The sequence below is a fragment of the Mesorhizobium sp. M5C.F.Ca.IN.020.29.1.1 genome (assembly GCF_003997375.1).
Lineage (GTDB): Bacteria > Pseudomonadota > Alphaproteobacteria > Rhizobiales > Rhizobiaceae > Mesorhizobium > Mesorhizobium wenxiniae.
The window spans coordinates 1-10,837 of the sequence record NZ_RZSW01000182.1 but is presented as its reverse complement, the minus strand read 5'-3'; the positions used below and the strand labels follow the sequence as shown (position 1 = coordinate 10,837).

Genomic DNA, 10,837 nt, shown 5'->3' with positions numbered 1-10,837 from the left:
GTCGCGAACCGGCACCTGCAGCCCTGCCGCAACCATCTCCGCAGCAAGCCGCGTGACACGTTCGCTCTTCTCGCCCGAGGGCTCGCCGAGCGAAAAGCGTTTTCCCTCGATATGGCGGACTAGGCCGGGCGCATCCACCTCAGCCGCGGGATACACGACCGAGCCGATGACGCGATCCGGCCCAAGCCGATCCCAGATCGCTCGACCGGGATCCACCGCTTGCAACCGCGTGCCTTCGAGCGAACCGCCGATCTTGTGGAAGTACCACCACGGCACGCCATTCTGCATGGTGACGACAGCCGTCCCCTCGCCCAGCAGCGGCGCGATCTGGTCGAGCGCCGGCGCGAGAGAATGGGCCTTGAGCGCCAGTACGACATAGTCCTGGACGCCTAGCTCCTGCGCTTGCGCGGCGGCCCTGACAGAGGCGACGGATTCATGACCGTCTTCGATCAGGCGAAGTCCGGCCGTCTTGATCGCATCGAGATGAGCGCCGCGCGCCATGATCGACAGATCGACCCGGCCGGCCATGGCAAGTTTGGCCGCGAGATAGCCGCCGATCGCGCCGGCACCAAAAATCGTGATCCGCGTCATCATCCAAGCCCGGGTTTGGCAAGCCCGGGTTTGACAAGACCCAGTTTGGTCGCGAGACCGATGCGCTGCAGCTTGCCCGTCGCGCCCTTCGGGATTTCGTCCAGGATCAGGACAATGCGCGGCACCTTGAAGTCGGCAAGCCGCATCGCGGCGAAGCTGCGGATATCGCCTTCGGTAGCGGCCATGCCCTCGCGCAGCACGATCGCAGCCGCGACCTCCTCCCCGAGCTTGTCGTGTGGCGTGGCGAAAGTGACGACCTGCGCCACCGCCGGATGGTCCATCAGCACGTCATCGACCTCGAGCGGCGAGATCTTCTCGCCGCCGCGGTTGATGATCTCCTTGAGCCGGCCGGTGACGCGCAGATAGCCGTCGCCGTCGAGCACACCCTGGTCGCCGGTATGAAACCAGCCATGCGCGAAGGCAGTGGCATTGGCTTCCGGATTCTTCTCGTAGCCCGCGGTGACATTAGGCCCGCGAATGACGATCTCGCCGGTCTCACCGGGCTTAAGCAATTGCCCGTCCAGCGCCATCACCGCCACTTCCGGTCCGGCGGCGGCGCCGACGCTGCCCGGCTTGCGCAGGCCTGGCGGCAACCGGTTCGAGGCCATCTGGTGGGCCGCCTCGGTCATGCCGTAGGATTCGATCACCGGACAGCAGAAGGTCGCCTCAAGCTCGGCCATCACTTGCGGCGGCAGCGATGCCGAGGACGAGCGGATGAAGCGAAGAGGCGCCGCTGCCAGTGCATCGGCATTGCGTGCCGCCCGCGGCAGGATCGCCTGATGCATGGTCGGCACGGCCGTGTACCAGCTCGGCCGCGCCTCGCCTAGCCAATGGAAGAAGCGCAGCGCGTTGAAGCCCGGCGTGCAGAAGACGCTGCCGCCGGCGGCGAGCGAGGACAGCACCGCCGCGATCAGACCATGGATGTGGAACAGCGGCATGATGTTGAGGCAGCGATCGTCTGATGTCAGGCCGAGCGTCGCGCCGATATGGGCGGCCGAGGCGGCAAGATTGGCATGGCTGAGCGGCACCAGCTTTGGTCGTGACGTGGTGCCTGAAGTGTGCAGCAACAGCGCGATGTCGCCGTCCTCAGCCAGTTCGGGCGCAGCCGGCGGGCCGATCGGTTCGCCCTCGATCCTGAAGCTTCCGGCAGGCGCGTCGCGCAGTGCTGCGAGCCTGAGCACCGCTATGCCCAGGCGCTCGGCAACGGCAATCGCCGGGCCGCTTTCGTCTTCGGCAACCAGGATCGCCTTGGCGCCAATGTCGGTCAGGTAGAAGTCGAGCTCGTCGGCCCGGTAGGCCGGGTTGAGCGGCGCCGTGGACGCCGCCGCGGCCACCGCGACAAAGGCCGTCGCCATCTCCGGCCCGTTCGGCAGCACGATGGCCACCCGATCGCCGCGGCCGAGACCCAGCGCGTGCAGTTGCGCTGCCGTTTCAGAGATCAGGCGGCGCAGTCCGCCATGGGTGAGCGTGATCCTGTCGGGTGCCGAAATCGCCGGCGCATCGTCCGCTCCGACAGCAAGCCGTTCAATGATCGACGCCGCTTCAGACAACGCGAACCTCTAGGTCGCCGACGCCATCGATATGACCGCGAAGAACATCACCGCGAACAACTGCCCCGACGCCCGCCGGCGTGCCGGAAAGAATGATGTCCCCCGGCATCAGCGTGAAGAGACCGGAGAGATAGCTGATCATTTCCGGAACTTTCCAAATCATCTGGTTGAGATCGCCGGTTTGTTTTCGCTCGCCATTGACGTCCAGCCAAATCGCTCCCTGGGTTGGATGACCGATCGAACTTGCCGGAACCAATGGCGTGCATGGCGCCGATGCCTCGAAGGCCTTGCCGACCTCCCATGGACGGCCCATGTCCTTCGCCTTACCTTGCAGGTCGCGCCTGGTCATGTCGAGACCTACGCCATAACCGAACACGCAGTCCAGAGCCTTTTCGGCCGCGATCTCCGTGCCGCCGCTCTTCAGCGCCACGACCATTTCGATCTCGTGATGGACATCGTTGGAAGCCGGAGGATACGGAAATTCTCCTGTCGTATCCAGGTTGTCGGGATTCTTCTGGAAGAAGAATGGCGGCTCCTTGTTGGGGTCGTGTCCCATCTCGACTGCGTGCGCGGCATAGTTCCGTCCGACGCAATAGACCCGGTGCACCGGAAACATCTTGTCAGTTCCCGCCACCGGGATGCTGGGGATTGCGTTCGGTTCGATGACGTAGCTTGAGGTCGTGCCGTGCATGTTCACTGTCTTGCTCCTGCGTAGTATTCGACTTTGGCTTCGGCCCTTTCGATCAGTTCGGCAATCAGCAGGGCGAAGGCAAAAAGGATGATGGTCAGGGCCCAGAATTCGGCCATGCGGAAATTTCGCGAGAAAGTCTCGAACAGCGCGCCGTAGCCGACGATGGCGACGAGCAACTGGCCGATGACGACGCCCTTGACGCCGCGGATGAGGCCGAGGCGGATGCCGGCAAGGATCTCCGGAAGCGCCGCCCACAGGATAATCTTGGTATAAAGGGCCGGACGCGAGGCGCCATAGGAACGCGCCATTTCGATCAGCGACGGCGAGATGTGGCGGACCCCGGCGCGCGTGTCGAGTACGATGATCCAGATCGCAAACAGGAACACCGCCGCAACGATCGTCTGCTCGCCGAAGCCGAACAGGATCATCAGCACCGGGACGATCGCCGAGAGCGGGGCGCTTGAAAAGATATTGACCCACATGCCGAGCAGGTCGTCGGCGATCTTGACACGTCCCATCAGGATGCCCAGAGGCACGCCGATTACGATCGACAGGGCCATGCCCATGGCGAAGGCGCGAAGGGTCGTGACCGTCGCGCTCTGCCAGGACGGGGTCTGCACCAAACCGACCGCTGCAGCCAGCACGTCGCTAAGCGGTGGCAGCAGAAAGACAAGGTCCAGCCGGCCGACGATTTCCCATACGACGCACCAGACGAGCAGGGACGCCATCATTGGTACTCGGTAGCCAAACAGGGTCATGACCGGTCACTCCACATATTGCTTCAGCCCCTGCCATATCTCCTCGACCGTATCGAGATAGTGCCTGTCGCGATGAATGCGCTCGGGGTCGCCGGAGCGATCGATTTCCGGTTCAATGATCTGCGACACCCGGCCGGGTCTCGGTGACAGCAAGACGATGCGGTCGGAGATGTAGACTGCCTCCTCGATCGAGTGCGTCACGAAGATGAAGGTCTTGTTCTGGTTGGTGCGCAGTCGGATCAGATCTTCCTGGAACTTCCGCCGGTTCTGCTCGTCGACCGCCGAAAACGGTTCATCGAGGAGCAGGACGTCGGCATCGACCGACAAGGCCCGCGCCAGCCCGACGCGTTGGCGCATGCCGCCCGACAACTCGTGCGGGTATTTGTCCTCGAAGCCGGCGAGACCCACCTCAGCTATATAGCGGCGGGCGATCTCCTCACGCTCGGCCTTGTTGGTGCCGCGCAATTCAAGTCCGAAGGCTACATTGCGCATCACGGTCGCCCAAGGCATCAGCGCAAAGTCCTGGAACACGAAAGCGCGTTCGGGGCCTGGGGCGCTGACGCGCTTGCCGTTGATCGCGACAGTGCCGCCATCGGCCCGTATCAGCCCCGCTATGATCTTCAACAGGGTCGTCTTTCCGCAACCGCTGGGACCGAGAAGGCTGGTCAGCTTGCCCCTGGGAAAGTCGAGGTCGATGCCGCGCAGCGCCTCGACATTGCCGTAGGTCTTGGAAATTCCTCTCACCTCCACGATTGAATCGATCGGTGCGGGAACCGGCGACGGTCCATTTCGCAATGCGGTCGCGCCCATCTTAAGCACCTCTACTCTCCGGCCTGAAAACACGGACTTCCACCCACTGCAGAAAGACGAGCGTCAGGGTGGAAAGCGCAATGATCGAGGCAATTGTTGCGTACATCTCGGCGTAGTCTGCGCGCGAGCGGTGGAAGGTTATGAGGTCGCCGATGCCGGTCGGGGTGATCAGCAGCTCGGCGAGCACCACGCCGACGAACCCGGCAGCGACGCCGAGGCGCAAACCGGCAAAAATCACTGGACTGGCGTCCGGAAGAATGATCTTGGCGACGGTCTGCCAACGTGTGCCCAGGAATGATCGGCACATGACCAGCAGCGACTCGTTGACGTTGCGCACGGCCTTGTAGGTATTGAGCACGATGACCGGCAGCGCCAGGATCATGACGGCGAGCGTTTTGGCGGTCATGCCTATTCCGTAGACGAAGGTGACCATTGGAATGAAGGCGGCGACAGGTGCTGCCTGAAGCACGATGAACACAGGGATCACCAGCCATTCGCCGGTGCGCCACAGGCCACAGATCGTGCCGAGGCCGACACCCAGGAACGCCGACAGGACAACGCCGAGCAACAGCGGCTGCAGTGTCGAAAGATAGGCAGTTGCCAAGCTGCCGTCGGCGAGCAATCCGAAAAATGCGACGATGGTGTCGGAAAAAGTCGGAAAGGCGAAGCTGACGGGAATACGCCCGGCCACTTCCCAAATTCCCGCGAACAGAGCGATCGACACCAGCCTGAGCAGGATCGGCTGGTCCCAAGATGCGCCCGTTGCGCTTCGAGTCGATGGAGAAGCGAGGCCGGCAGCCTCGCCGTCAGTTCTGATGCTTACAGCCATCCGGCAGGCCGCCTATTTCTTGCCGAGCTTGGCGACGGCGCGGTCGATTGCGGAGACATCCCAAAAGTCCTCGACCTTGAGGCTCGCGGGATCGCCTTCGATCTGGCCGGCAAGGCTGAAGAAGGCAAAGTCGTCTTTGGCCGCATCCACTCCGCCGCCATTCAGCGCAAGGCTGCCGGCTTCCGCGGTTTCCTTGTAGTATTCGGTGATTTCGCTATCAGCCTCCGCGCCGAGATCCGGCAGCAGTTTGTACTTGTTGCGGAGCTCGACCGCCACGGTTGGATTTTCAGTTATTTCACGCGCGGTCTTCATCAGTTCCTCGACCAGGATGTCGACGTCGGCGGCGTTGTTCTTCAGATAGTCTGCGGTCGCGAAAAGTGCTTCGTCCGAGGCGCCGAGATCCTCGACTGGCAGGACGATGAACTTGCCGGGGGCTTCGGCCTCAAGCGCGCGCCTGTTGGCGGCATCGACGATCGACGCCTTGATGGTCCCCTGCAGCAGCGCATTGCGGCGAACCTCGGAACCCGGGACGTAGCTGATGTTGCCGAGCTTGATGCCGTGGTTTTTCGCCATCAGGAGCATGACCGCCTCTGTGCCGGAGCCGCGCGCCTGAACGGCGACTTCCTGCCCGTCCAAATCCTTCCATTCCTTGTAAAATTCGCTGTTGACGACAGGAAAGAAGCGCAGCGTCGATATCTGCGCAAAGATGCGGATCGGCACGCCAACCTTCTGGATCAAAGTATAGGGCGCGCCGATACCGACATCGGCTTGGCCGCCGACAATCGCCTGGGCAGCCAGATCCTCGTCATTGAGAACAATGAGCTCGACATTCACGCCGCGTTCCTTGGCGCGCTCTATCGCGGCGAGCGTCTGGATGGATTCTATACCGGGAAGGTCGCCGAATGCGATGCGCATGTCGCCCGCATTTGCGGCCGACAGGTGCGATGCAAATGCAAGAATCGCAGCGAAAGCGGTGGCAAGGACGGTACGTCCGGTCATGCTGGCCATTGTCATTCCTCCCGTTTGTAACCATTACCTTAATTGGTTAAGGCTGTGGAGCGGATTGGTCAAGGAGAAACTGCGCGATGGCAGATGCGCGGGCCCAGAAAACTCGGCGGTTGACGGTTTCCGCTAATCGTTTTAACACCGGCAAAGGGAAATCATATGCGAATTGGTTAAATTGATGGACGATCCCGGTAATGGCGGCCACGCCGCCCTGGTTCAGCTTCAGGCCTATCTTGCCCAGATGGATCATGCCGGCGAGACACGGCTGCCTGCCGAGCGGGAACTGTCGGAGAGCCTCGGCGTATCGCGCGGCGATCTGCGCAAGGCGCTGGCGGTGCTCGAGAAGGACGGCCGCATCTGGCGTCACGTCGGCAGGGGCACCTTCGTCGGCAGTGGACCGGTCGAGGAGACGATCGGGATTTCGGAAATCGCCGGGCGCACGAATCCGGCCGACGTGATGCGCGCGCGCCTGATCATCGAGCCCGAGATTGCGCGCGAAGCGGCGCTGCACGCCACGCTTTCCGATATTGCCTCGATGCGACAATCGCTGGTGCAGACGCGGGAAGCCGTCACATGGCGGCAATACGAGAACATCGACAATCTGCTCCACCGGCAGATTGCGCAGGCGAGCCGCAACAATGTGCTGCTCGGCCTGTTCGACGTCCTGAACGCCGTGCGCCGAACCGTGGTGTGGGGACGTCTTCGTTCAGAAGGCGCCCGCCCTCCGGCAGACCATCACAGCTTCGCGGACCATGAACGGATCGTCGAAGCGATAGCCGAGCGCGACCTCGGCGGCGCGGCGGCGGCGATGCGGCTGCATCTCCAACAGGTCGAGCGGCGTTTGATCCCCGTCCGCGAAGCCGCCGAATAGCTTGGCTTTGCCACGCGCCGCGCCGCGCGTCCTTCTTGGACACGCGGCGCTGTTCGCAGTCATGCGCTAGGCGCCGTAGCCGATGATGCCCTTGATCTCGAGGAAGTCATGGATCGCCCAGTCGGCATATTCACGGCCATTACCCGACTGCTTGTAGCCGCCGAAGGGCGCGAATGTGTCCCACTCCGGATAGTTGATCGAGACCTGCCCGGCGCGCAAGCGGCCGGCGATCTTGCGTGCGTGGTCGATGTCCCCTGACTGCACATAGGCGGCGAGGCCATAGACGGTGTCGTTGGCGATCTTCACCGCGTCGTCATCGTCATCGTAGGACATGACCGAAAGCACCGGCCCGAAGATTTCTTCCCGCTCGATTGTCATGCCTGGTGTGACGTGGCCGAAGACGGTCGGCCTGACATAGTAGCCGCGATTGAGGTGCTCCGGCCGACCCGGACCTCCGGTGACCAGTGTCGCACCCTCGGCGATGCCGGCCTCGATCAGCCGCTGGATCTTGTCGAACTGGATGTTGCTGACCACCGGCCCGAGCTTGGTTTCTTCCGAGCGCGGATCGCCGACCTTGTGCGCCTCGGCTGCCTTCTTGGCGATCGCAAGCGCCTCGTCGTGGCGGCCGGCCGGCACCAGCATGCGCGTCGGAGCATCGCAGGATTGGCCGCTATTGCCGAAACAGGCGTTCACGCCCTTGCGCACGGCCTTCTCGAAATCGGCATCGGGCAGCACGATGTTGGCCGACTTGCCGCCGAGCTCCTGCGCGACTCGCTTGACCGTCTCGGCCGCTGTTTTGGCGACGATGATGCCGGCCCGGGTCGAACCGGTGAACGAGACCATGTCGACGTCGGGATGGCCGGCCATGACCTGTCCGACATCCGGACCGGTGCCGTTGACCATGTTGTAGACGCCCTTCGGCGTGCCGGCCGCTTCCATCACTTCCGAAAAGATGACGCCGCTGATCGGCGCGATCTCGGAAGGCTTTAGCACGACCGTGCAGCCGGCGGCGATCGCCGGCGCCACCTTGCAGACGATCTGGTTGAGCGGCCAATTCCACGGCGTGATCAGCGCGCAGACGCCGATCGGCTCCTTGACCACCATGGTGGTGCCGCGCTTCTCGCTGAATTCGTAATCCTCCAGCGCCTTGATGGTGGACTCCATATGCGCCCTGCCCGCCCAGGCCTGCGCCTCGCGCGCCCAGGTGATCGGCGCGCCCATCTCCTGGCTGACAGCCTGCGCGATGTCCTCGTAGCGCTCGTTGTAGACTTCCAGGATGCGCTTCAGCAGCTTCAGGCGCTCGGCCTTGCTGGTCTGCGAGAAGGCCGGAAAGGCCGCCTTCGCCGCTGCCACAGCGCGATCCACATCCGCCTTCCCACCGACGGAGATTTTCGTATAGGCCTCCTCGGTGGATGGATCGATCACGTCCAGCGTTGCCGGCACTAGGGGCGCGACCCATTTTCCGTCGATGAAGAAGTTCAGGTGATCGCTCATGGGTGGTGCTCCGGTTTTTTGGAAGGATGGGGATCAGGTCAGCCGGGCAGCATAGGGCAGTTAGCGCCGCGGCGCAGGCTGATATGCGCCACATCGCCGACGCTGAATTGAAAACCTTCCGCCCGGCGTGGCGCATCGATCACCACTGGTATCCCCTGCGACAATTCGGCGTGCAGGCGCAGGGTGCGGCCGTGAAAGACGATGCTGCTCACCCGCACCGGCGCGGTGCCGGTCGCTGCTTCGGTCGTCGCTAAAAGATCCTCCGGACGCACACCGATGGTTCGCACCGCGCCTTCTCCGGGCGCTTCGCCGGTTTCCGACGTGGCTTCGAGCGGTAGGGCGCCGGCGCTGAAGCGCAATCGATCGCCGTCACGGCCGACAAAGCGCGACTGCAGAAGATTCATCGTGCCGATAAAACTGGCGACGAATTTTGTGGCGGGCCTGTCGTAGAGCGTGGCCGGCGGTGCGATCTGCTCGATGCGGCCCTTGTTCATGACGACGATGCGGTCGGAGATCGACAGCGCCTCGGTCTGGTCGTGGGTGACCATGACGAAAGTGGTGCCGAGCCGCGACTGCAGCCGCTTCAATTCGACCTGCATCTGTTCGCGCAGATGCGCGTCGAGCGCCGACAGCGGCTCGTCGAGCAACAGCACACGCGGTTCGCAGACAATCGCACGGGCGAGCGCGACGCGCTGGCGCTGGCCGCCCGACAATTCGAACACGCGGGCACCGAGCTTCTCGGCAAGGCCGACCATGTCGAGCGCTTCGCCGACGCGCTTTGCCTGTTCAGCCCCAGAAAGCTTGCGCAGCGACAGGCCAAAGCCGACATTTTCGGCAACGTCCATGTGCGGAAACAGCGCATAGTCCTGAAACACGGTGTTGACCGGCCGGTCGAACGGCCGCAGCGAAGTGATGTCACGGCCTTCGAGCAACACCCGTCCGCTCGATGGGCTTTCGAAACCGGCGATCACCCGCAGGCTGGTGGTTTTGCCGCAGCCGGAGGGCCCGAGCAAGGTCAGGAACTCGCCGCGGGCAATGTCGAGATCGACGGCGTCGAGACCGACGATGCCGCCGGGGAAAATCTTCGAGACCGCATCCAGCCGGACGAGAGGTTCAGGCGCCATCGCGAACCTCGGACGGCTTGGTCGTGTTGACCCAGAGAATCTGGCAGCGCTCGGCGCCCGGATTGCGGAAGGCATGCAATAAGGTGCTCTTGAAGGCGAAGCTGTCGCCGGTCTTCAGCCCATAGGTGGTTGAATCGACCACGAGTTCGACTTCGCCCGACAGGACGAAACCGAATTCGTGGCCGGGATGGGCGTAGGCTTCGACGGTGCCACCACCGGCGTCCACCGTCACCAGCATGCCGGTGAGCGTGGCGGCCGGCGGCGACAGCAGCGCCTTGGCGATGCCTTCAGATTTCACCGGGATCTGCCGACGGCTATTGGCCCGCACGCAATAGAGATCGTTGCCGGCACCGTTGCCGTCGGCGATCAGCGCCGACGGCTCGATATCGAGAGCGGCGGCAAGCGGCCAGATCACTTTGACGCGAAGCGAGGACAGGCCACGCTCGATCTGGCTGAGCGCCCCGATCGAAACGCCGGCCTTGGCGGCAAGCTCGGCCAGCGAAAGATTGCGTTCCAGCCTAAGCGCCCGCACGCGCCGGCCGACCCGCACGTCGGCGTCGTCTTTCGGCTTTTCAGCCGCTTCGTTCAGCATGTCCATGCATACTTCCTCGTTTGCCAACGCTTTCCCTTCTCCTCGTTGTGGGAGAAGGTGGCCGAGCGAAGCTCGGTCGGATGAGGGGTGTTCCAGCTTGGCAAACCCCGCATTCCGTCGAGCACCCCTCTACCGTCTCGACGCTACGCGCCGATCCACCTTCTCCCACAAGGGGAGAAGGAAGAGCGAACTCAGCCGCCTGCCTTGACCTTCTCGAACATCTTGGCGAGTTCGTCATTCTGCTTCATCGGCCCGGTGAAGACGGTGGTCTTCAGCATCACTTCCGGATCGGACGGCAGCTGCAGCTTTTCCAGCTCCTCCTTCGGCACCGCGGCGAAGGCCGAGCTGTTGGAGCTGCCGTAACCATAGGCCTGGATCAAGTATTTTCCCGAATCCGTCTCCAGCCGGCTGTTGATGAAGTCATAGGCGAGGTCGACATTCTTGGCGTCCTTGAGCATGACGAAGCCGCACGCCCAGGTCAGCATGCCTTCCCTAGGCTTCATGAACTCGACAGGCACGCCC

At 63.1% G+C, this 10,837-nt stretch carries 12 protein-coding genes; 1 reads left to right on the top strand and 11 read right to left on the bottom strand.

Annotated elements, in window-relative coordinates; translation table 11 throughout:
- The 7 genes from EOA85_RS16325 to EOA85_RS16295 all read right to left on the bottom strand — a co-directional run.
- Positions 1–594 (bottom strand): 2-dehydropantoate 2-reductase (locus tag EOA85_RS16325; RefSeq protein ID WP_245485811.1); only part of this gene is annotated, 594 nt, incomplete at its 3' end.
- Entirely contained in the window at positions 591–2,141 is a 1,551-nt protein-coding gene (locus EOA85_RS16320) for an acyl--CoA ligase (RefSeq protein ID WP_127210344.1), read from the bottom strand. The genes EOA85_RS16320 and EOA85_RS16325, both read right to left, overlap by 4 nt.
- Entirely contained in the window at positions 2,134–2,832 is a 699-nt protein-coding gene (locus EOA85_RS16315) for a fumarylacetoacetate hydrolase family protein (protein ID WP_127210346.1), read from the bottom strand. Before EOA85_RS16315 ends, EOA85_RS16320 begins: the two co-directional genes overlap by 8 nt.
- A gap of 2 nt (positions 2,833–2,834) precedes the next feature.
- Positions 2,835–3,590, bottom strand: coding sequence for an ABC transporter permease subunit (locus EOA85_RS16310; RefSeq protein WP_127210342.1), 756 nt, complete (start codon positions 3,588–3,590; stop codon positions 2,835–2,837).
- A gap of 6 nt (positions 3,591–3,596) precedes the next feature.
- Positions 3,597–4,400, bottom strand: coding sequence for an ABC transporter ATP-binding protein (locus EOA85_RS16305; RefSeq protein WP_065010100.1), 804 nt, complete (start codon positions 4,398–4,400; stop codon positions 3,597–3,599).
- Between the two features lies 1 nt (position 4,401).
- Positions 4,402–5,229 carry an ABC transporter permease gene (locus EOA85_RS16300; RefSeq protein WP_095518231.1) on the bottom strand — a complete coding sequence of 276 codons (828 nt, stop codon included), beginning with the start codon at positions 5,227–5,229 and terminating at the stop codon, positions 4,402–4,404.
- A 12-nt stretch (positions 5,230–5,241) separates the two neighbouring features.
- The gene (locus EOA85_RS16295) at positions 5,242–6,237 is read right to left on the bottom strand and encodes an ABC transporter substrate-binding protein (protein WP_127210340.1); all 996 of its coding nucleotides are present in this window, start codon (positions 6,235–6,237) and stop codon (positions 5,242–5,244) included.
- Positions 6,238–6,412: 175 nt separating this feature from the next.
- On the opposite strand from EOA85_RS16295, the gene EOA85_RS16290 reads away from it, so the two are divergent.
- Positions 6,413–7,105, top strand: a complete 693-nt coding sequence (locus EOA85_RS16290) for an FCD domain-containing protein (protein ID WP_065010097.1) — start codon at positions 6,413–6,415, stop codon at positions 7,103–7,105.
- A 66-nt stretch (positions 7,106–7,171) separates the two neighbouring features.
- Here the strand turns inward: EOA85_RS16290 and EOA85_RS16285 are convergent, their stop codons facing one another.
- The 4 genes from EOA85_RS16285 to EOA85_RS16270 all read right to left on the bottom strand — a co-directional run.
- Positions 7,172–8,599 carry an aldehyde dehydrogenase family protein gene (locus EOA85_RS16285; protein ID WP_127210338.1) on the bottom strand — a complete coding sequence of 476 codons (1,428 nt, stop codon included), beginning with the start codon at positions 8,597–8,599 and terminating at the stop codon, positions 7,172–7,174.
- Positions 8,600–8,637: 38 nt separating this feature from the next.
- The gene (locus EOA85_RS16280) at positions 8,638–9,723 is read right to left on the bottom strand and encodes an ABC transporter ATP-binding protein (protein ID WP_127210336.1); all 1,086 of its coding nucleotides are present in this window, start codon (positions 9,721–9,723) and stop codon (positions 8,638–8,640) included.
- A complete protein-coding gene (locus tag EOA85_RS16275) occupies positions 9,713–10,321 on the bottom strand; it encodes a cupin domain-containing protein (protein WP_127210334.1) in 609 nt (202 codons plus the stop codon). Before EOA85_RS16275 ends, EOA85_RS16280 begins: the two co-directional genes overlap by 11 nt.
- Before the next feature lie 185 nt (positions 10,322–10,506).
- The coding region (locus tag EOA85_RS16270) for an extracellular solute-binding protein (protein ID WP_348627910.1) at positions 10,507–10,837 on the bottom strand (331 nt) is incomplete at its 5' end.

Coding starts and splice junctions, on each gene's coding strand:
- EOA85_RS16315 (WP_127210346.1), bottom strand. CDS start 2,832: ATGCACGGCACGACCTCAAGCTACGTCATCGAACCGAACGCAATCCCC.
- EOA85_RS16310 (WP_127210342.1), bottom strand. CDS start 3,590: ATGACCCTGTTTGGCTACCGAGTACCAATGATGGCGTCCCTGCTCGTC.
- EOA85_RS16305 (WP_065010100.1), bottom strand. CDS start 4,400: ATGGGCGCGACCGCATTGCGAAATGGACCGTCGCCGGTTCCCGCACCG.
- EOA85_RS16300 (WP_095518231.1), bottom strand. CDS start 5,229: ATGGCTGTAAGCATCAGAACTGACGGCGAGGCTGCCGGCCTCGCTTCT.
- EOA85_RS16295 (WP_127210340.1), bottom strand. CDS start 6,237: ATGGCCAGCATGACCGGACGTACCGTCCTTGCCACCGCTTTCGCTGCG.
- EOA85_RS16290 (WP_065010097.1), top strand. CDS start 6,413: ATGGACGATCCCGGTAATGGCGGCCACGCCGCCCTGGTTCAGCTTCAG.
- EOA85_RS16285 (WP_127210338.1), bottom strand. CDS start 8,599: ATGAGCGATCACCTGAACTTCTTCATCGACGGAAAATGGGTCGCGCCC.
- EOA85_RS16280 (WP_127210336.1), bottom strand. CDS start 9,723: ATGGCGCCTGAACCTCTCGTCCGGCTGGATGCGGTCTCGAAGATTTTC.
- EOA85_RS16275 (WP_127210334.1), bottom strand. CDS start 10,321: ATGGACATGCTGAACGAAGCGGCTGAAAAGCCGAAAGACGACGCCGAC.